Here is a 21,583-nt window from a genome sequence, read left to right on the forward strand (position 1 = left end):
CTACGTTGGCGAGGACTACGTGCTCGTGCGCAGCCTCGCAGGCGCGGCAGCGACTACAGGGCTCAGGGATGCGTGGGCTCAGCCATCGCTGAATTGCAGGGCCGCCAGGCGCGCATACAAGGGGTTGCTGGCAATCAGTTGCTGGTGGGTACCCACCGCGACCAGCCTGCCCTGGTCCATGACCGCGATCCGGTCGGCATTCTTCACCGTGGCCAGGCGATGGGCGATCACCAGGGTGGTGCGGTTCTTCATCAGGCTGGGCAAGGCCTGCTGGATCAGGTGCTCGCTTTGCGCGTCGAGGGCGCTGGTGGCTTCGTCCAGTAGCAGGATCGGCGCGTCCACCAGCAAGGCCCTAGCTATCGCCAGGCGCTGGCGCTGGCCGCCCGAAAGGCCAAGCCCGGCATCCCCCAGGTGGGTCTGGTAACCCTCGGGCATCTGTTCGATGAACTCATGGGCATAGGCGATCTTCGCCGCTTCCTGGACCTGGGCCAGGGTCGCCTCGGGATTGCCGTAGCGAATGTTCTCCTCGATGCTGCCGTAGAACAGCGCCGGGCTTTGCGAAACCAGGGCGAAGCAGCGACGCAGGTCCAGCGGGTCGAGCTGGGTCAGGGCCACGCCATCCAGCAGGATCCTTCCCTGCTGCGGGTCGTAGAAGCGCAGCAACAGATCATAAAGGGTGGATTTACCGGCCCCGGAAGGCCCCACCAACGCCAGAGTCTCTCCGGCCCGGATGCTCAGGCTCAAACCATCGATCGCGAAGCGGTCGGGCCGCGACGGATAGGAAAACCGCAGACCGTCCAGCTCCAGATCACCCCGCACCCGCGCAGGCAGGCTTACCAGCCCGTCGGCGGGCGGTTGGATGATATTGTCCGCCCGCAACAATTCGGCAATCCGCTCCGCCGCGCCGGCCGCGCGCTGCAACTCGCCGATCACTTCGCTCAGGGTGCCGAAGGCACTGCCGACAATCAGGCTGTAGAAGACGAATGCCGCCAGCTCGCCGCCGGAGATGCGTCCGGCAATCACGTCCATGCCACCGACCCAGAGCATCACCCCCACCGCCCCCAGCACCAGGACGATCACCAGGGTGATCAGCCAGGCACGCTGGACAATCCGCTTGCGCGCCGTGTCGAACGCCTGCTCCACGGTCACGGCAAACCGCCGTTCATCCTGGGGTTGGTGGTTGTAAGCCTGGACCGTCTTGATCTGGCCGAGGGTTTCCGAGACATAGCTGCCGACATCGGCAATCCGGTCCTGGCTCAGGCGCGACAGGCTGCGCACCCGCCGACCGAAGATCAGGATTGGCGCCAGCACCAGCGGCAAGGCGATGACCACAATGCTGGTGAGCTTGGGGTTGGTGACAAACAGCAGCACGATCCCCCCCAGCACCATCAGCGCATTGCGCAAAAACAGCGACAGCGAAGACCCGATCACCGATTGCAGCAAGGTGGTGTCCGCGGTCAAGCGCGACTGGATTTCCGAGCTGCGGTTGTTTTCGTAGAACCCGGGATGCAGGTAGATCAGGTGATTGAACACCTGGCGCCGGATATCCGCCACGCAACGCTCGCCAATCCACGACACCAGGTAAAAGCGCACGAAGGTGCCCACCGCCAGCGCCAGCACCAGCAGCAGGAACAGGCCGATGGACTGGTTCAACAGATGGGGCGATTGAGTCATGAAGCCCTGGTCCACCAACAGGCGAATGCCCTGCCCCATGGACAGGGTAATGCCGGCGGTAACTATCAGTGCCAGCAAGGCGCCCAGCGCCTGCCAACGGTAGGGAGCGACAAAGCGGCTGGCCAGATGCAGCGCCCGGCGGTGACGAGAAGAAAGCATGCTGTTCATCCATTGACGCACCGGCGAGCCGTTCGTTGCAGCAACGGCAACGAGATGAATTCGCAGGAACTTTGGTAAATCACAATGAGTCAGGTTGATTATGACCGCTGACACTAGAGCCTAGAGATTATCGGTCTAATCCGTGGCTGGCACTCCCCGGGCATTTCTGTTGGAGTGAAGTCGCCGGGCCAGCCCTCGCGGCGGTCTGTAACAGCTTGGTCACCCGGCCATTCTAGAGTAAGCACACAACCTGATGAGGAGACAGGCCATGTCCTTGCAACACAGCAGCAATGACAAGATTCAAGTGATCCGTACCCAGCCGAACCAGTCTCTGGGGTGTGCCATCATCGACGCCCAGGGTCGCGAAGTACCCATTACTGAAGACATGATCCAGAACGCCTGCCGCGAACTGGAAAAGCGACTGGTCAAGCCTGCTCGGCAAGATTGACACACAGCCTCACGTCCTCTTGACCCGGCCTTGCGGCCGGGTTTTTTATGCGCGGTTTCAGGCTTCCCTGGCACCCAAGGCACGGACGATCCGGCTCAAGGCCGCGGACTCGCCCTGGATGCGCACTTCCAGGCCGTCGATCTCGCGGCGCTCCGGATAATGCTTGCGCAGACCATCGAAGGCGCTGCGCTGCTGAGCTACATCGTCCGACAGGCTACGGCGAAAATCCGCATCGTCACGACGCGGGTCATACACGGCACGGCAGATCATCGCCAGGGCCCAGGCCGGGTCCGCATTGGCATTCAGGCTGACCTGAGGCACCCAGGGCGCCGGCAGCAAGGCCGACAGGCTGACCTGCTCGGCCTGCCCGAGGAAACGGCAGTAGGCCTGGTAGATCTGCGCCGTGCCCCGTTGCTTGCCGTCCAGGCTGTAACCGGCGATATGCGGCGTCGCCAGCACGCAGAGGTCCGCCAGGGAAGCATCCACCGTCGGCTCCTCTTCCCAGACATCCAGCACCGCCTGCAAGTCCTCGCGCTGGCGCAGCACCTCAGCCAGGGCCCGGTTATCCACCACCGGGCCACGGGCCGCGTTGATCAGCCAGGTGCCGTGCCTGAGCCGGTTCAGCCGCTGGCGATCCAGCAGGTGCCAGGTGGAGTCTTGCCCGCTCTTGGTCAGGGGTGTGTGCAGGCTGATGACATCGCAACGCTCGAGCAACTGCTCCAGGCTGACATAGTCGCCGCCTTCCGCCGCCTGCCGCTGCGGATCGCAGACCAGCACATTCCAGCCCAGGCCGCGCAGCACCTCGATCAGGCGCCCGCCCACTTCACCGGCACCGACCACGCCATAGCAACGCTGCGCCAGGTCCACGCCTTCGATCTCGGCCAGGGTCAGCAGGCTGCCCAGCACATAGTCCACCACGCCCCGGGCGTTGCAGCCCGGGGCGCTGGACCAGGTGATCCCGGCCTGCTGGAAATACTCCAGGTCCAGGTGATCGGTGCCGATGGTGCAGGTGCCGACAAACCGCACCGGGCTGCCTTCCAGCAACTGGCGGTCGACCTGGGTCACCGAGCGCACCAGCAACACATCTGCCTGCTCCACGGTCGCCCGGTCGATGGCGCGCCCGGGGAAACGCCGGATCTCGCCGAAACCGGCAAAGAACTCTTCGATCAGGGGGATATTTTCGTCGGCAACAATCAACATGGCAGGCTCCTCTGGCGGAGCCGCAGTGTAGGCGCAGATGCCAGGCCGGGCTAGCGCGGCATGCGCGCGAACCGGCATTTTCACCACCCCCGGCGCTTACAAATCCACAACACGGGATGTTTTCCTGACTGAGATGTCAACGCGTAGACTGTCGCGTCCTGCGCAACACCACCTATGGACGCTACGCCCCGTGAATTCCGTGACTGACTCCCCTGCCGCCACCGCCACCAGCCGCCCTGCCCGGGTCGGCCGTGAACTGCATGACCTGCTGGTACTGGCCCTGCCCATCATGATTGCCCAGGTGGCCACCACCGCCATGGGCTTTGTCGATGCCGTGATGGCCGGCCGGGTCGGCCCGCGGGATCTGGCAGCCGTCGCCCTGGGCAACTCGATCTGGATTCCGGTGTTCCTGCTGATGACCGGCACCCTGCTGGCCACCACGCCCAAGGTGGCGCAGCGCTTCGGCGCCGGCAACCTGCACGAGATCGGCCCGCTGGTGCGCCAGGCACTGTGGCTCGCCGTGGTGGCCGGGATCTCGGCCCTGCTGATACTGATCAGTGCCGAGCCGGTGCTGCACCTGATGAATGTCGATCCGGAACTGATCAAGCCCTGCATGGGCTACCTGCACGGCATCGCCAGTGGCTTGCCGGCGGTAGCGCTGTACTACGTGCTGCGCTGCCTCAGCGATGGCCTGGGCCGCACGGTGCCGAGCATGGTCATCGGCCTGGGAGGCCTGGCCCTGAACATCCCCATCAACTACATCTTCATCTATGGCCATTTCGGTGTACCGGCCATGGGTGGCGTCGGTTGCGGCTGGGCCACGGCCATCGTGATGTGGGCCATGATGCTGGGCATGGCCGGCTGGATTTTCTGGGCACCGGCCTACCGCAAGATCCAGTTGTTCAGCCGCTTCGACTGGCCGCAAGGGGCGATGATCGGGCGCTTGCTGAGCATCGGCCTGCCCATCGGCATTGCAGTGTTCGCCGAATCGAGCATTTTCGCGGTGATCGCCCTGCTGATCGGCAGCCTGGGGGCCACGGTGGTGGCCGGGCACCAGATCGCCCTCAACGTCAGCGCCCTGATGTTCATGATTCCCTACTCCCTGGCCATGGCGGTGACCGTGCGGGTCGGCCAGGCCCTGGGCCGCCAGCAACCCCGCAATGCGCGCTTCAGCGCCGGCGTCGGCATGGCCACGTCACTGGCCTACGCCTGCCTTTCGGCGAGCCTGATGTTCTTCCTGCGTGAGCCCATCGCCACCATCTACACCACCGACCCGATGGTGATTCAGGTCGCCTCGATGCTGATTGTGTATGCGGCGCTGTTCCAGTTTTCCGATGGCATCCAGGTCACGGCGGCCGGCGCATTGCGCGGCTACCAGGACACTCGGGTGACCATGATCCTGACCCTGTTCGCCTACTGGGGGATTGGCTTGCCGGTGGGCTACGCCCTGGGCCTGACCGACTGGTTCGGCCCGGCGCGGGGCCCGAGTGGCCTGTGGGAAGGCCTGATCGTGGGCTTGAGCTGCGCGGCGCTGATGCTGTCGATCCGCCTGACCCGCAGCGCGCGCAAGCAGATCCGCATCAGCCGCTCGGCGGGTTAATCGAGCTTCTTGCGGATCCAGTAGAGGTAGGTACCTGCCTCTTCCTGCTGCGCTACCAGTTCATGGTCGAGAAACACGCAGAACTTGGGAATGTCGCGGCGGGTGGAGGGGTCGGTGGCAATCACCTTCAACAGCCCGCCCGGCGGCAGGTCGCGGATGTGCTGGTGCAGCATCATCACCGGCTCCGGGCAGTTGAGGCCGGTGGCGTCGAGGGTGCCGTCAACCGGCGTATCGATAATCTGACTCATGAATCACTCCTGAAACTGGCCGGCATTGTCGCGCAATACCGCCATCGGTTCATCTGTTGCTGTCGTTCCACGGCCCCGATCCTGCCGTAGGAGCTGGCTTGCCAGCGAAGGCATCCTCACGCCTTGCACAAGTGCGGGGCCTTTTTCGCCGGCAAGCCGGCTCCGACCAGGAAGCGGGCGGTGTTGCGGGTACTACGCCGATTTGGGCTTTTTCAGATCCAGGCGCCGCAGGTGGCAGGTGACTTCCTCGCGGTCGTGGTACAGCTGCTTGCAGCCAATGGCCACGCGAATGCCCCGGGCCTTGAAGCCTTCTTCGATGCGCTCCAGCAAGCGCTTCACTTCGGCATAGCGCTGCTTCATCGGCAGCTTGAGGTTGACCACCGCCTCGCGGCAGTGCCCCTCGCCGATCCAGGTCTCCAGCAGCGCGGCGTTGCGCGCCGGTTTCTCGACGATGTCGCAAACCATCCAGTCCACCGGCTGCCTGGGCTTGTAGGTAAAGCCGTCCGCCATCAGGTGCTGCACCAGGCCGGTGTCCATCAGGCTTTCAGCCATGGGGCCGTTGTCCACGGCGGTCACCAGCATGCCGCGGTTGACCAGTTGCCAGGTCCAGCCGCCCGGGGCAGCCCCCAGGTCGACGCCGGTCATGTCGCCATGCAGGCGCTCGTCCCACTGGTCCCGAGGAATGAAATGGTGCCAGGCCTCTTCCAGCTTCAGGGTCGAGCGGCTCGGCGCTTCCCGGGGGAATTTCAGCCGTGGAATGCCCATGGGCCACATGGCCGAGTTGCCGGCATCAGCCAGGCCGACGAAGACTTCCCGACCGCTCTTGAAGGTCAGCAACAAGCGCGGCTTGGTCGCGTCGTCCACCAGCTTGCCGGCAGCGGTCAGGGCCTTGCGCAGGGGGGCTTCGAACTTCTTGCAGAAGTTGGACAGCTCCTTGCCATCGTTGGTGTCCACCACTTCCAGCCACAGGCTGCCGCACTGCGGGAAGTTGGCCAGGTAGGCAAGGATCACGCTGATGCGGTCGGTTTCCGGCAGGTCGATGAAACCGCCCCGGGCCCACTGCCGGGGAAAGATCAGCTCCGGGAAGCGCAGGCCCTGCATCAGACGCTGGGCCCCGTCGTCCTCGGTGCAGATGAACTCGGCGCAGGCGGTGCTGGGCTTGGCCTTGGCATAACCGGCGACATTCAGCCGGGCCGCATGGTCGGCGATCTCGGAGCAGACTTCGCCCTCGAAGCCGGGCCGGCAATGGATAAACAGGGTGTTCATTGAATCTCCTGGGCAAATGGCGATGAATCGATGCGCAAACCTGCCCTGTAGCAAAGCCTGTCACGAAAACCGGCGCATGATAACCGAGTTCGGAACCTTGGACTGAGCCCAGCAGTCCAGTGATTAGCTATAAGCCCCAAACAGAGCTAGGTTAACTCTCTGTCCGTATCACAGGCCCGTAGCCGTGCGGGCCACAAGGAGTCATTCAATGCCATCCCTCGATAGCCTGAAAACCCTTAAGACCCTAAAAGTCGACGACAAGACTTATCACTATTTCAGCCTGCCGGACGCCGCCAGGAGCCTGGGTGATATCGACACCCTGCCCATGTCGCTGAAAGTCCTGCTGGAAAACCTGTTGCGCTGGGAGGACGACAAGACCGTCACCGGCGCCGACCTCAAAGCCATCGCGGCCTGGCTCAAGGAGCGCCGCTCCGACCGCGAGATCCAGTACCGCCCCGCACGGGTGCTGATGCAGGACTTCACCGGGGTGCCGGCGGTGGTCGACCTGGCCGCGATGCGCGCCGCCATGGCCAAGGCCGGTGGCGATCCACAGCGGATCAACCCGCTGTCACCGGTGGACCTGGTGATCGACCACTCGGTGATGGTGGACAAATTCGCCAGCAGCAGCGCCTTCGAGCAGAACGTCGATATCGAGATGCAACGCAACGGCGAGCGCTATGCCTTCCTGCGCTGGGGCCAGAGCGCCTTCGACAACTTCAGCGTGGTACCGCCGGGCACCGGCATCTGCCACCAGGTCAACCTGGAATACCTGGGGCGCACGGTCTGGACCAAGGACGAGGACGGCCGCACCTACGCCTTCCCCGACACCCTGGTGGGCACCGACTCCCACACCACCATGATCAATGGCCTTGGCGTACTGGGCTGGGGCGTGGGCGGGATCGAAGCCGAGGCGGCGATGCTCGGCCAGCCGGTGTCGATGCTGATTCCCGAAGTCATCGGCTTCAAGCTCACCGGCAAGCTCAAGGAAGGTATCACCGCCACCGACCTGGTGCTGACGGTGACCCAGATGCTGCGCAAGAAAGGCGTGGTCGGCAAATTCGTCGAGTTCTACGGTGACGGCCTGGCCGACCTGCCCCTGGCGGACCGTGCCACCATCGCCAACATGGCGCCGGAATACGGCGCCACCTGCGGTTTCTTCCCGGTGGATGACATCACCCTGGACTACCTGCGCCTGTCCGGGCGCCCCGACGAACTGGTGAAACTGGTGGAGGCCTACAGCAAGGCCCAGGGCCTGTGGCGCCTGCCGGGCAAGGAGCCGGTATTCACCGACAGCCTGGCGCTGGACATGGGCACCGTGGAGGCCAGCCTCGCCGGCCCCAAACGGCCGCAGGACCGGGTTGCACTGCCCAACGTTGCCCAGGCTTTCACTGACTTCCTCGACCTGCAGTTCAAACCCACCAGCAAGGAAGAAGGCCGCCTGGAAAGCGAAGGTGGCGGTGGTGTGGCGGTGGGCAACGCGGACCTGGTGGGCGAAGCCGACTACCAGTACGACGGCCAGACCTATCGCCTGAAAAACGGTGCCGTGGTGATCGCGGCCATCACCTCCTGCACCAACACCTCCAACCCCAGCGTCATGATGGCCGCCGGCCTGGTGGCGAAGAAGGCCGTGGAAAAAGGCCTGCAACGCAAACCCTGGGTCAAGAGCTCGTTGGCTCCAGGTTCCAAGGTGGTGACCGACTACTACAAGGCTGCCGGCCTGACGCCCTACCTGGACCAACTGGGCTTCGATCTGGTGGGCTACGGCTGCACCACCTGTATCGGCAACTCCGGCCCGCTGCAGGAGCCGATCGAGAAAGCCATCCAGCAGGCCGACCTCAGCGTGGCCTCGGTGTTGTCGGGCAACCGCAACTTCGAGGGCCGGGTGCATCCACTGGTGAAAACCAACTGGCTGGCCTCGCCGCCCCTGGTCGTGGCCTATGCCCTGGCGGGCACGGTGCGCATCGACATCAGTAGCGAGCCTCTGGGCCAAGGCAAGGACGGCCAGCCGGTGTATCTGCGGGACATCTGGCCCAGCAGCAAGGAGATCGCCGACGCCGTGGCCCAGGTCAACACTCGGATGTTCCACAAGGAGTACGCCGAAGTGTTCGCCGGGGATGCACAGTGGCAAGCCATCGAAGTGCCGCAGGCCGCCACCTATGTGTGGCAGGACGACTCCACCTATATCCAGCACCCGCCGTTCTTCGATGACATCGCCGGCCCGCTGCCGCAGATCACCGATGTCAGCGGCGCCCGAGTACTGGCCCTGCTGGGGGACTCGGTGACCACCGACCACATCTCCCCGGCCGGCAACATCAAGGCCGACAGCCCGGCTGGCCGCTACCTGCGGGACAAGGGCGTGGAACCGCGGGACTTCAACTCCTACGGCTCACGGCGCGGCAACCACGAAGTGATGATGCGCGGTACCTTCGCCAACATCCGCATTCGCAACGAAATGCTCGGCGGCGAGGAAGGTGGCAACACCTTGTACATTCCCACCGGCGAGAAGTTGGCGATCTATGACGCAGCCATGCGCTATCAGGCCGACGGCACGCCGCTGGTGGTGATCGCCGGCCAGGAATACGGCACCGGTTCGAGCCGCGACTGGGCGGCCAAAGGCACCAACCTGCTGGGGGTCAAGGCGGTGATCGCCGAAAGCTTCGAACGTATCCACCGCTCCAACCTGGTGGGCATGGGCGTCCTGCCCTTGCAGTTCAAGCTGGACCAGAACCGCAAGAGCCTGAAGCTGACCGGCAAGGAAACCCTGGACATTCTCGGCCTCAGCGGTACGGAACTGACGCCGCGGATGAACCTGACCCTGGTGATCACCCGTGAGGATGGCAGCCAGGAGAAGATCGAGGTGCTGTGCCGCATCGACACCTTGAATGAAGTGGAATACTTCAAGTCCGGCGGGATCCTGCACTACGTTCTGCGGCAACTGATTGCCTCCTGACGCTGCCTGAAAAAAACACCGCCTTCGGGCGGTGTTTTGCATTGGGCTGCCGTGCCAGGACGAGGTGGTTATACTGCGCGCCCGCCAAATCTGACTCACCGGTCGCAATGGCGACTACAGATCCGGCGCAGTACTACGTCTCTGCAATACCCATTCTTACGCAACAAGGATTCCCCATGACCGCTCTGCCATGGATGTACCTGGCACTTCTTTCCATTGGCTACGCACTGGCCCTGAGCTACGGGCAACTGGGCCTGCTGGCCGCCCTGTCGATCTTGCTGCTGTTGGCTGCCGGCTTTGCCGTGCGCCAGCAACGCAGCCGCGTCGGCCAGTACCTGGGCCACGGCCTGTTCGTGGTGCTCGCCCTGGCCCTGGCCATGCACTGGCTGCCTGGGTTCTACAATGGCCGGGCCATCGACCCGCAACGCTTCACCGACGATGCCGTGCCCTTCTCCCTGTACCTGAACCAGGACAAGCCGCTGATCGGCTTCTGGCTGCTGCTGGTATGCCCGTGGATTGTTGCACGCCGCTCCCTGCGCCTGTCGATCTGTGCCATGGCGCTGGCGTTGGCCTTGACGGCGATTGCCGCATTGGGCGGCGCTGCGTTGTTGGGCGTCATCAGTTGGGCGCCGAAGTGGCCGGAACAGGCTTGGCTATGGGTTTTGAATAACCTGCTTCTGGTGACGCTGGTGGAGGAAGCGCTATTTCGCGGGTACATCCAGGGCGGGTTAAGCCGTCGGTTCAAGCAGTTGCCGTATGGGGAGAATCTGGCGCTGTTTTTGGCGGCGTTGCTGTTCGGGTTGGTGCACTTAGGTGCGGGATGGCAATGGACGTTGCTGGCGACTATTGCTGGCGTCGGGTATGGACTAGCGTATCGGTTCGGGGGGTTGGGGGCCGCGGTTGTTACGCATTTCGGGCTGAATTTGCTGCATTTTGGGTTGTTTACTTATCCGATGTTGGCTTGAACCTGCAGCGTCAAAAAACGTTCAAAGCGCATGCTGCAAGGCCCAGGCACGCACCAAGATTGATATAGTGTCAGAAGGATTAACAAGCGCCATTTTATTGAATGTGCAAAACGGACTCTAAGCCATCGAAGGAGAGGCGGTGTGACGGCGAAAAATGTACTGGTTATTGGGGGCGCCGGTTATATAGGTTCTCACATGGTGAGAATGCTGACTGAAGAGGGCTTGGGAGCCGTCGTGCTCGACGACCTGAGTTCCGGGTTTGCCGACACCGTGCCTCAGAGCGTGCCTCTTATTGTCGGGGACGCTGGTAATCGCGAACTCCTCGAGCAAATTTTTCAGGAACATGAGATCGACGCAGTAATGCATTTTGCTTCCTACATTCAAGTGGGGGAATCGGTCCTGCAGCCTGCGAAGTATTACGAGAACAATCTGAGCAAGACCCTCGCCTTGCTGGCGAGCATGGCGCACCATCAGATCAAGAACTTCATATTTTCATCTACTGCGGCCATTTTTGGGAGCCCTACCAATGGCGCTATTTGCGAGGCTCACCAAACCGTTCCGATAAATCCTTATGGCCGATCCAAGCTCGCAGTCGAGCAGGTTCTACCTGATTACGAACAGGCCTACGGTATACGTCACGTGTGCCTGCGGTACTTTAACGCTGCAGGCGCTCAACCAGACGGTTCGCTAGGCGAGCGCCATGAGCCGGAAACGCACTTGATACCTTTGGCAATCAATGCCGCCCTGGGCAACGGCCCTTCGCTGAAAATTTTTGGCGATGACTACTCAACTGCCGATGGCACATGCGTGCGCGACTACATTCACGTCTGCGACATAGCCGCCGCCCACCTGTCGGCATTGAATCATTTGCGAAATCAGGGCGACTCCCTGAAGCTGAACCTGGGGAACGGCGCCGGCTATAGCGTTAAAGATGTTCTGAATAGCGTGCAACGAATCACTCGCCAGGCAGTTCCTCATGAGTTTGTAGCCAGGCGCATGGGCGACCCATCAGTGCTCGTCGCGGACTCCGCACAGGCAAGGAAGGCTTTGAACTGGACCCCACGTTACCCTGCTCTAGACGATATCATTGCCCATGCCTATGCATGGCATTCGTCCATGTAACGCAAATGACGCAATCTTTTCAGAATTAAGGATGAATCAATGGCAGGGCCAACATTATCTGTAGTCATTCCTTGTTATAACGAGGAAGACGGGATTCTCGAGTTGCACCGACGAGTTACCGCCGTCTGTACAGAGCAACTTAACGATGACTACGAACTCGTCCTGATCAATGATGGATCCAGGGATTCAACGTGGAAAATCATGCAGGATCTGTCGCAAATTGATCGCCGCGTGGTTGCCATCAATCTCTCACGCAACCATGGTCATCAACTTGCATTGTCAGCCGGCTTGCAACTCTGTCGGGGCAATCGGGTTTTCATCCTCGACGCCGACCTTCAGGATCCTCCAGAACTGCTATCAAAAATGATGGAACGAATGGACCACGGATGCGACGTTGTCTACGGCCAGCGGATTAAACGCGACGGCGAGACGATGTTCAAAAAGGCTTCGGCTCACTTCTTCTATCGCATGCTTAACCGGATGGTAGACATCGACATCCCTGCAGATACCGGGGACTTCCGCCTGATGAGTCGTCGAGCCGTCGACTTGCTGAACGGAATGCCTGAGCATCATCGCTTTATTCGCGGAATGGTCAGTTGGATCGGTCTTAAGCAAGAAGCCCTTCCCTATGAGCGCGCAGCACGATTCGCCGGGGAAACAAAGTACCCGTTGTCGAAGATGATTAAGTTTGCAATAGATGCAATCACCGGATTCTCTGTACGCCCTTTGCGCATGGCATCGTATTTAGGCATTGGCTTCGGGGCGGCCACAGTACTGCTATTGGGTTATGTGTTGCTTCACTACTTCACAGGCAACAGTGTAGAAGGATGGACATCCCTGGCAGTGATCATGCTGGCGCTGGGCAGCATGCAGTTATTTGTTGCTGGTGTCATGGGAGAGTATTTGGGAAGACTCTATATAGAAACCAAAGGCCGACCTTTGTTTATTATTCAAGAGATAGTCTCATCTCTGGACAAGGAGATCAAAACGGAGCCCAACAAGGAGACATCGAATTGAGCGATAATATCAACCCGGATAAAGATCAACGCGTACGTGCCGAATTCGATCTACTTGCTGACGAGTACCATGATCAGCATAAAGAGAACGTCGCAATTACCGGCGAAAACCCGGAGTTTTTTTCTGAATACAAAATTGCAGACTTGGCAGCGCTAGTAGCAGATCAAAAACTGCCCTCGGCCTCTGTTTTTGACTTCGGCAGCGGTATCGGAAACTCATTACCCTTCTTCAGAAAATATTTCCCTGGCAGTGCGATTACTTGCGGGGATGTCTCATCTCGCAGTATTGAAATCGCAAAAATCAGATTCCCCGGTGACGAAAGATACGTACAGATTGAAAACACTATCCCTTTGCCTACACACAGCCAGGATATCGTATTCACAGCTTGCGTCTTTCACCATATACCGCACGAAGACCATGATCACTGGTTAAAGGAGTTGCTACGCATCACCAAACCAGGAGGAATTCTAACGATATATGAGCATAACCCGCTGAATCCACTGACCGTAAAAGCGGTGAACACCTGCCCCCTTGATGTAAACGCAAAACTGATTCTGGGGCGGACTATGGCGAAGCGCGCAACTGCCGGTGGCTGGGCAAAACCCAGCGTTGACTACAAACTTTTCTTTCCGGCCTTCTTGAGCTATCTGCGCCCGCTGGAGCGGAAGTTGAATTGGCTCGCACTAGGTGCTCAGTACCGTATGTCTGCGCGAGCGCCAGAATGATTGCACTGGCCATTCAGACGATGAAATTCTTACTTGTCGGCGTGTTAAACACGCTGACAGGTTTGGCCGCTATCTATGCAATCATGTACTTTACATCCCTCGGCCCGCTGACGGCTAATGCTGTGGGTTATGCCGTAGGCTTGGCCATTAGCTTTACCCTGAATAGCATCTGGACATTTAAAAGCACGAACCCTGCGAGGCACTCGTTCCCTAAATATATACTGTGCGCCATTATCGCCTATTTATTGAACGCAGCTGCAGTGTTACTCGCGTTAAACGCCCTGAAAATCAATCCTTACATTGCGCAACTCTGTGGAATAGTAATTTACAGCACCGTGATGTTCATCGCCTGCAAATTATTCATCTTCAAAAATAACGCAAGTTAAAAAAACACAAGGTACATTCCAGGATGCAAGAAGCATTGCGCCAAAACAAAAAGCCATTACTAAAAAAACTGGGAATTTACATTGGCCTTCTGATAATTCTACCGATGGTGCTAGGCTACTATGTTCTAGGGCTTAACCATTGGGACATGTCGATCCCTATGATATATGGAAATGGGGATGACATATGGCAATTGACCCTGACGAAAGTATTAACCGATACGGGATGGGTGCTTAGCAATCCATTCCTAGGAGCACCAGAAGTTGCAAGCTGGCATCACAATGCCGCCGCACAAACCAGCGCACTGCACTCAGTCATCATGCTGGGTCTAAACTTTTTTATCAAAGACCCAATTTACCTTCAGCAATTCTACTACCTGCTGAACTTTTCATTGATCGCACTCACATCTTTCACTGCTTGCAGACTGCTTAATATCTCTAGGCTCTGCGGGGTTTGTGTCGCCTTCCTATTTGCCTTTACTACCTTCAGAATAAATTTTCTTATTTACTCTTTTATACCCAATTATTTCATAGTTCCTCTTGCCCTCGTTTCTGTAATATGGACTCTACAGGGAAAATTTGATCACATACTTTTGGCAGCCCCCAAAAAACTTATAACTGATCGTTTTTTTCTGCTCGGCGCACTTTTCATTTTACTCATAGCGATATCCGATGGGTACTACGCGTTTTTCATACTACTCACACTCGGATTTTCCGCTGGTGCCCGAGCTGTATTGGTGGGCTGGAAAAAACCTATCCTGCTTACCCCCTCTACCATCTATATTTTGCTGCTTGTCGCAGCGTCATTACTGATACAGCTACCACTCTACACTTACAAAAAAAATCATCACAGTGAGTTTTACCCCACGGGAAATACAGCGGATCCCGTGTTGATAAAGCACCCTTTTGAGGCTGAAGTTTATAGCACAAGCCTGAAGCAACTTATCGCTCCCGCCACCAATCATAGAATACCGTCAATCGCAAAAGCAGGAGAGAAAATCCTAAGCTCTAATACCGCCGCAAGAAAATACTCATCCGTTGCCGCAGTCTCTCTCGGCCTTTTGGGATCACTATTACTTGCGGCAGCACTCACCGCTCTAGCACTTCCCATACTCAGAAAAGCTGACACCTCCGCCACAACCAATAATCAATTGAGCTTGATCGACACCCTACTCCCCTTAATCCTATTTTCATTGCTGTGCTGCATATTTGGAGGCATTGGCACTCTGGTAGCTTTGATATTCCCTACCATCCGTGCCTATGATCGTTTCGCCGTACTCCTTATTTTCTTCCTACTATTATTCGGCGCCCGAATAGCTGATGGATGGCGAGATCGCAAAGAACAAAAAGGACGAATGATCGCTTCAGTACTGATTCTAACTATTACTATCGTAGGACTGTTCGATCAGATCCCTGCGACTTCGAACCGCAGAAATCAACCCTTTGCAGATCAGTATAAAGCAGAGCGCAATTTCGTTAGCCAGTTAGAACAGACCATTCCAAAAAACTCAATGGTCTATCAATACCCTTACGCTCAATATTTACGCGAAAGCCCTTACTACGGGTGGGGCGCTTTTTCCCAAGTCCGCCTTTACCTAAACTCACACACAATTCACTGGAGCAATGGTGGCGCGAAAAATAGCCCAGCAGATGACTGGAATTACAGGATATCTAAACTCACTTTCACGCAACAACTGACCGAAATCGAAGCATTGGGTTTCAAATCTATTGTAATCGACCGAACTGTCGTCAAAGGCGAGGAGTATTCGGCAATTCACCAAACCTTACAGGCGCGTAACTACAAGGTAGTCGAGGACGACGCGAGCAATCTTGCCTACGCACTCCTGGATGATCCTGGATACCGTATACACTACGAACCTGACTACAAAAATATCAGCACTATTGAAATCAATTCAAAAGAAGCGGCAAACAAAAATCTTTACCCTATATTGTTAAACCGGGACATGCTTGTCGCCTTTATCCATAGTTACCCTGGAGACATCCCAGTTACTGTCGACAACAAGACGCACCCAGAATTATTTCTGGACGGATCAGTATTAACAAAGGGCACGGGTGATTCTGCGATTACTCCACTTGAAGCCATGAAAGGCAGTCTCTCCTGCACCCGAGAAGAAGGTACATCTTCATATAAAAACCTGACATTGACTTTAACCAATGAAAGTAACTTCAACTGGAGCATAGGGGCAGGACAATTCCCGATAAAAATCGGATATCACATTGAAAGAACAGATGGAGCAGTCACTCAATGGGACAATGGATATCGTGCATCGAGTAATCGCGTTCTACCGCCGGGCGAAAGCGAGACGCTAACAGTCCCTCTCAGTGCCCTCCAGTTACCGAGCGCTAGCAAGACCGAATCATCACAGTTACGATTCGCTCTGGTACAGGATGGCAATGCCTGGTTCTCTAACATCAGTTGCACTATTCCGCTTTGATGGCGAGCGTTGCCCCCTAACGGCCAGAGATCCAGCTGAAGGCAGTGCTCGTCCCCCACAGATCTTTAGATCCGATTAAAGCCCGGCCCTGCCCCCCCACGGGATCAGAGCCGGGTAGAGTAAGCAGCAGTGCTCACGATTACTCATGTGATAAAGTTTCGCACTCTGGGGAGAACCACCTCCTAACGGTTGCTCCTATTGCTCACGGCCTCCCGAGAATAAAATTAAATCGCCCCGGACTCTCTAGACACCTTGCAAACTCATTGCGTAACGCTTTTCAAACTCTACCGGCGACAGTTGTTTGTTGAAGCCATGCCGACGTTTAACGTTGTAGAACATCTCGATGTAATCGAACACATCACTACGAGCATCTTCCCGCGTGGTGTAGGTTTTCCGCCTGATCCGTTCCCGTTTCAGAAGCTGGAAATAGCTCCCGGCCACAGCATTGTCATGACAGTTGCCTCGGCGACTCATGCGGCAATCAAATTAAAGCTGCGCCAATCGGAGCTGCTGTACTGGCTACCAGGCCGAAATGAACCATCACCTCTTGCTTCGGTTTACGCCTCCAAACCGCCATCAACAACGCATCAATAGCTAGATCACTGGTCATCTGCGACTTCATTGACCAGCCAACGACCTGACGAGAAAACAGATCCAGCACCACCACCAAATACAACCAGCCTTCATACGTGCGAATGTAGGTGATGTCGATGCCCCAAACTTTGTTGGGTTCTACGGCATCGAACTGGCGCTTCAGCAAATTGGGCGAGGCGACCGCTGGCTTACCGCCGTACTTTACTGGGCGACGTCGATAACCTGTCTGAGAGCGCAGTCCCGCAAGACGCATTAGCCTCGCCACACGGTGCCGACCACAGTCTTCACCGACCTCGCGCAGATCGTCATGGATTTTGCGACAGCCATAAACGCCGCCGCTCTCCAGCCAGAAATGCTTGATCAAACCCAGCAGTCGCTGGTCGTCTTTGGCACGTACAGATTGCGGCTCAGCCAGCCAGGCGTAATAACCGCTGGGATGGACTTTCAGCGCCAGGCAAAGCCGTCGAATCGAATAGTCGCCCGCGCGCAGCTTGATAAAGGCGTACTTCAGCCGCACTCCTTGGCAAAGTATGCGGCGGACTTTTTTAATATGCCTGCTCTTCAGTGACGCGCTTGAATTCCGCTCGCAGGCGACGCAATTCAGCGTGCTGATCATCATCCTGCTGCCGTTCTACTTGAGGTTTGCTGTAGCGCTTTATTCAGGCATAGAGGCTATGCGTCGACACGCCGAGACGGGCAGCTACCTCAGCAACGGGTAGCTTGTTTTCGGTCACTTGATTGACTGCTTGGATTTTGGATTCTTCGGGATAACGTGGGTTGCTCATGGCACCTCCTGATTGGCCTCATTCTAAGGCAAAGAGGTGCCTACGAAACTCGGGGCGATTCACATCATTTTTTGTGGCGAAAACTACCCCGTGCAGAATTTGGTTAATCCATCCTAATTCCGAATCCGGAACGAAAAACAGATCAAAAAAGTCATTTTCACGGTTAGAATCCCCCCCATAAACTGAGTAACCACAAGGATTTTTCCAAGACATGAAGTACCGTTCAGATATTGATGGACTCCGGGCGATAGCCGTCCTGAGTGTGGTGATTTTCCATTTGAATGTCGGATTACTTCCTGGCGGATTTGTCGGGGTCGACATATTTTTCGTGATTTCTGGCTACCTTATTTCGAAGATCATCTACACAGAGACTAGCAACGACTCATTCTCCATCGCGAATTTCTACGTAAGACGAGCACGCCGGATCCTGCCTGCCTTTCTGTCGGTGATAGTCACAACATCGATTGCCGCCTATTGCCTACAGTATCCAAGTGAACTTGCAAACTACGCAAAATCCGCTATCGCCTCAGCGCTTTTCTCCGCAAACATCTACTTCTATACCACCCTCAATTATTTTTCGCCCTCCGCGGATGAGATTCCGCTTCTGCACCTTTGGTCACTTGGTATCGAGGAGCAATTCTATATCTTCTTCCCGTTAATCATCCTGGGACTTTCGAAAGTTTCAAAACGGTTGATACCCGCAACCATCGTTATCATGCTGGCTGTATCGTTGTTTTTCTCGCAGCAATTACTCTCTACAAACCCAACCGCGTCGTTTTATCTTCTGCCGTTTCGTGCATTCGAGCTTCTTATCGGGAGTTTGATTGCACTTCCTGCGCTACACCTAAAAAAACCTCCGATAATCTCGCTATGCCTGTTTGCGCTGGGCATGGCCGGATTGGCTTACCCAATATTCTTCTACAATAGTCAAACCCCGTTCCCTGGAATCGCCGCAGCCCTACCGTGCTTAGGCGCAGCGCTCATTATCATGGCTGGCGAGCAAGGCGACAGGATGTCGATGCTCTTGGGCTCCCGACCGATGGTATTCGTGGGAAAAATATCGTACTCCCTGTATCTCGTTCACTGGCCTTTGATTGTATTCGCCAAACGCGCATTCCCTAATGCAGACAAAGAGATCGCCGCACTGGTGATTTTTGCAATGGCCATTCTTTTAGCTTGGTTAAATTACAAACTGATTGAGCAAACTTTCCGTTACGCAAAAAAGCAATGGACGCCTGCACACATCTTGTCAGTCGCATCTATGTCTCTTTGCCTAGTGGTAGCCATAGGATGGTTCGTCTCACACAAACACGGCTTCCCCTCATCTTCCCAAAGTCGAATCGATCAAGTGCTTACGACGATGTCCTACAATCCAACTAAGGATTATCAAGCGGGGGAATGTTTTCTAGACCCGGATCAAGATCCCGCTAAAACGGACCTCCTACATTGTGTACCCTCTGGAAAAAAGAAAATGGCGCTTCTTTGGGGAGACAGTCATGCCGCACACCTCTATATGGGGCTACGTAAAACACTTGGCGAACATAACATCTCACTTGGGCAGTTAACGGCCTCAGCATGCGCTCCGATTCTAGGCATGGATATGCCGGCACGCCCTTACTGCAAGAATGCAAACGAAATATTCTTAAAAAAAATCGAGGCCGCTCGACCCGATATTCTAATCATTACTGCCGGCTGGCCAATATCGCCCGAATACATGGCGTCCTTAGATCGAACGCTGGATAAAGTAGACACCTTGAACTTGACTAAAGTGGTTGTAATAGGTGAAGCGCCACTTTTCAAACGCAGCGTTCCCTTGATCATGATTGATAGGATAAAAGGCAAGATGTTCAACTTCAACTCGTCAAATGATGTTGATTGGGAGGTCATGCAACGGTCCGAGGCTGCCGTCAGTGAGGTGGTCTCTCATCACAACCGTATTGCTTATGTATCACTGACAAAAGCGGTATGCCCTAACGGGTCCTGCCCAATGGCATCTCCCGATGAAAAACCCCTGATCTATGACATCGTGCACCTGACACCAGAAGGATCAGGTCTATACGCCAAGGAAATAACACCGTTGATCGTAAATTAATGCCTCAATACGTTATCAATACGACTTTAGTCATCGCAAAAGTATCCAGTGGCGAACAGGATGTTCGTGTGAGATATCTGACCACGTTACCGCAGGCCCGAGAGCCTCATCAGTTTCGGGCAGATCTGTGGGGGTATCTCCCAACGAACACCTGGCGCGCCCATGATCAAAGAAAATCCATCGCGCGGCAATACGACCTGATATTTGACGCTGACAATCTGAACTTGTCTGGCCCAGGCTGTGTCTTTACCTGAACAAACATGGCCTTTTGCAGAGCAATGTCAGAAGGTTAACGTTTACGATGCAGCGTCCACTGGACTCACCCCAACCCGATCAGCGGCCAGTGCCGCGTCAGTGGGCAAAATGTGCCAATGCCCTTGTCGGGGAGGAAAAAAAAATACGACGTGGTAACATCGCCGATGTAACGCAGCACCTCTGCAGAAGGGCTACAGGAAGAGGCGGTTGCCAAAACCGACCTCACTGTTACCCTTCCCCCATACAGACCCTCTAGGCAGCGCGAGATGAGCTAATGTCTTGATTTTGATTAAAGTAGGTCGCTGGTGAACGATACAAAGTGGGCAAATAGCCATCAACCCAAGTTTACCGAATGGCACTTTGACAGGATACAAACCCACAGTCCTCCGACCAGAGTGGACAACAGAAAACGGAGCTCGCAATTACCGTGCTGGGATCAATAAAGGCGACTTTCGACCTGAGCTCCCCTTCTGAGATGAGTGTGTTGTACGTGGGGCAAAAAGGCTTGCTTGACCGCACGCTGCGCAGGGTACCGATAACTTACCTTGATGGCGGCGCAGGACGAACGGATGCAGGGTGAAGGTGAATTTGCGAAGCTTTCCAAATAATTAGGATGATCAAATGTCTGCAACAAGCGTCAAGGCATCAGTACAGGGTTCCGTACCACACTTCGCCGGAAAAAAAGTTTGGATTACAGGGCACAAAGGAATGCTTGGCTCTGCTGTAGTCCGGAATTTTAAAGACGAGGATGCCCAACTACTGCTGACGTCTAGGGCCGATTTGGATCTTACCAACCAGGCTGCTGTATACGATTGGATGGCAGAGCACCGCCCGGACTATATCTTTCATGTCGGCGCCAAGGTCGGCGGCATTCATGCCAACGCAACGCTGCCTGCATCGTTCATTTACGACAACTTGATGATTCAAACGAACGTCATCTCTGGCGCTCACAAGTTCGGGACCAAAAAATTACTCTTTGTCGCCACCAACTGCACCTATCCCAAAAATGCAGCACAACCTATTACCGAAGAGACGCTACTCACGGGCCCTTTGGAAGATAGTATCCGCGCGTACGCTGTCAGCAAAATTGCTGGCATTGAAATGTGCCGGGCCTACCGCAAACAATATGGCTGTGACTTCGTCTCCGTTATCCCGCCAAATCTTTATGGCCCCGGCGACAACTACCACTCTCAACACAGCCATGTCGTTGCGGGAATTCTCCGTCGTACGCATGCGGCCAAAGTCCTGCAGCAGAAAGAGTTCGTCGTTTGGGGCGATGGCACTCCACGACGCGAGCTCCTGCATGTTGACGACCTTGCCGACGCAATGAAGTGCGTAATGCTCGCGCCAACCACTGACGACCTCTACAACATCGGCTGTAATCACGATATCGCCATCGCCGACCTTGCTGCGATGATTGCGGAGGTCGTCGGCTATGAGGGAAAAATCGTTTACGACACGAACAAACCAAATGGCACTATCCGCAAGCTACTGGATAGCAGCAAGATTAGAGCGCTTGGATGGAAACCTAAAATTGATGAAAAAACAGGGCTCAAAAGCGCCTACGAGGACTTCTTGAACTTGCTTGAGTCGCCGACCCCGGACGCACGTATCGACATCTGATGCAAGCACCGCAGGCGAACC

At 56.4% G+C, this 21,583-nt stretch carries 15 protein-coding genes and 1 pseudogene; 11 read left to right on the plus strand and 5 right to left on the minus strand.

Going from position 1 to position 21,583, the window contains the following annotated elements; translation table 11 throughout:
• Positions 1-78: 78 nt before the first annotated feature.
• Complete coding sequence (locus ACUXVH_RS19515; RefSeq protein ID WP_162470467.1) at positions 79-1,842, minus strand: ABC transporter transmembrane domain-containing protein; 1,764 nt, start codon at positions 1,840-1,842, stop codon at positions 79-81.
• A gap of 259 nt (positions 1,843-2,101) precedes the next feature.
• On the opposite strand from ACUXVH_RS19515, the gene ACUXVH_RS19520 reads away from it, so the two are divergent.
• Positions 2,102-2,281: a PA1571 family protein gene (locus tag ACUXVH_RS19520; protein ID WP_011060254.1), complete on the plus strand. Its 180-nt coding sequence runs from the start codon at positions 2,102-2,104 to the stop codon at positions 2,279-2,281.
• 57 nt (positions 2,282-2,338) lie between these two features.
• Here ACUXVH_RS19520 and pdxB read toward each other — a convergent pair whose 3' ends face one another.
• Positions 2,339-3,481: a 4-phosphoerythronate dehydrogenase PdxB gene (gene pdxB, locus ACUXVH_RS19525; RefSeq protein ID WP_053157146.1), complete on the minus strand. Its 1,143-nt coding sequence runs from the start codon at positions 3,479-3,481 to the stop codon at positions 2,339-2,341.
• A 190-nt stretch (positions 3,482-3,671) separates the two neighbouring features.
• On the opposite strand from pdxB, the gene ACUXVH_RS19530 reads away from it, so the two are divergent.
• Positions 3,672-5,081 carry an MATE family efflux transporter gene (locus ACUXVH_RS19530; protein ID WP_019093726.1) on the plus strand — a complete coding sequence of 470 codons (1,410 nt, stop codon included), beginning with the start codon at positions 3,672-3,674 and terminating at the stop codon, positions 5,079-5,081.
• On the opposite strand, the gene tusA is transcribed toward ACUXVH_RS19530, so the two are convergent.
• A complete protein-coding gene (gene tusA, locus ACUXVH_RS19535) occupies positions 5,078-5,329 on the minus strand; it encodes a sulfurtransferase TusA (RefSeq protein ID WP_011060251.1) in 252 nt (83 codons plus the stop codon). The two genes, ACUXVH_RS19530 and tusA, sit on opposite strands and share 4 nt — an antisense overlap.
• 192 nt (positions 5,330-5,521) lie before the next feature.
• Entirely contained in the window at positions 5,522-6,595 is a 1,074-nt protein-coding gene (gene rlmM / locus ACUXVH_RS19540) for a 23S rRNA (cytidine(2498)-2'-O)-methyltransferase RlmM (RefSeq protein WP_015634804.1), read from the minus strand.
• Positions 6,596-6,803: 208 nt separating this feature from the next.
• On the opposite strand from rlmM, the gene acnA reads away from it, so the two are divergent.
• The 7 genes from acnA (at position 6,804) to ACUXVH_RS19575 (ending at position 16,213) form a co-directional block, all read left to right on the plus strand.
• Positions 6,804-9,545 carry an aconitate hydratase AcnA gene (gene acnA / locus ACUXVH_RS19545; protein ID WP_011060249.1) on the plus strand — a complete coding sequence of 914 codons (2,742 nt, stop codon included), beginning with the start codon at positions 6,804-6,806 and terminating at the stop codon, positions 9,543-9,545.
• A 176-nt stretch (positions 9,546-9,721) separates the two neighbouring features.
• Positions 9,722-10,510 (plus strand): CPBP family intramembrane glutamic endopeptidase, encoded by a 789-nt coding sequence (locus ACUXVH_RS19550; protein WP_065363460.1) that lies wholly within the window; start codon positions 9,722-9,724, stop codon positions 10,508-10,510.
• Positions 10,511-10,651: 141 nt separating this feature from the next.
• Positions 10,652-11,632 (plus strand): UDP-glucose 4-epimerase GalE, encoded by a 981-nt coding sequence (gene galE / locus ACUXVH_RS19555; protein ID WP_041752059.1) that lies wholly within the window; start codon positions 10,652-10,654, stop codon positions 11,630-11,632.
• Positions 11,633-11,671: 39 nt separating this feature from the next.
• Positions 11,672-12,649 (plus strand): glycosyltransferase family 2 protein, encoded by a 978-nt coding sequence (locus ACUXVH_RS19560; RefSeq protein ID WP_015634800.1) that lies wholly within the window; start codon positions 11,672-11,674, stop codon positions 12,647-12,649.
• The gene (locus ACUXVH_RS19565; protein ID WP_015634799.1) at positions 12,646-13,374 is read left to right on the plus strand and encodes a class I SAM-dependent methyltransferase; all 729 of its coding nucleotides are present in this window, start codon (positions 12,646-12,648) and stop codon (positions 13,372-13,374) included. The genes ACUXVH_RS19560 and ACUXVH_RS19565 overlap by 4 nt, the downstream gene beginning before the upstream one ends.
• Complete coding sequence (locus ACUXVH_RS19570; protein ID WP_081305188.1) at positions 13,371-13,760, plus strand: GtrA family protein; 390 nt, start codon at positions 13,371-13,373, stop codon at positions 13,758-13,760. Before ACUXVH_RS19565 ends, ACUXVH_RS19570 begins: the two co-directional genes overlap by 4 nt.
• A gap of 23 nt (positions 13,761-13,783) precedes the next feature.
• A complete protein-coding gene (locus ACUXVH_RS19575; RefSeq protein WP_073698927.1) occupies positions 13,784-16,213 on the plus strand; it encodes a hypothetical protein in 2,430 nt (809 codons plus the stop codon).
• 243 nt (positions 16,214-16,456) lie between these two features.
• Here the strand turns inward: ACUXVH_RS19575 and ACUXVH_RS19580 are convergent.
• A pseudogene (locus tag ACUXVH_RS19580) lies at positions 16,457-17,592 on the minus strand (IS3 family transposase).
• A 211-nt stretch (positions 17,593-17,803) separates the two neighbouring features.
• Here ACUXVH_RS19580 and ACUXVH_RS19585 point away from each other — a divergent pair.
• Both ACUXVH_RS19585 and ACUXVH_RS19590 read left to right on the plus strand, forming a co-directional pair.
• Positions 17,804-19,684 (plus strand): acyltransferase family protein, encoded by a 1,881-nt coding sequence (locus ACUXVH_RS19585; RefSeq protein WP_065363459.1) that lies wholly within the window; start codon positions 17,804-17,806, stop codon positions 19,682-19,684.
• 876 nt (positions 19,685-20,560) lie between these two features.
• Positions 20,561-21,562, plus strand: a complete 1,002-nt coding sequence (locus ACUXVH_RS19590) for a GDP-L-fucose synthase family protein (protein WP_041116927.1) — start codon at positions 20,561-20,563, stop codon at positions 21,560-21,562.
• Positions 21,563-21,583: the final 21 nt, after the last annotated feature.

This window comes from Pseudomonas sp. 8(2025) (assembly GCF_052665325.1).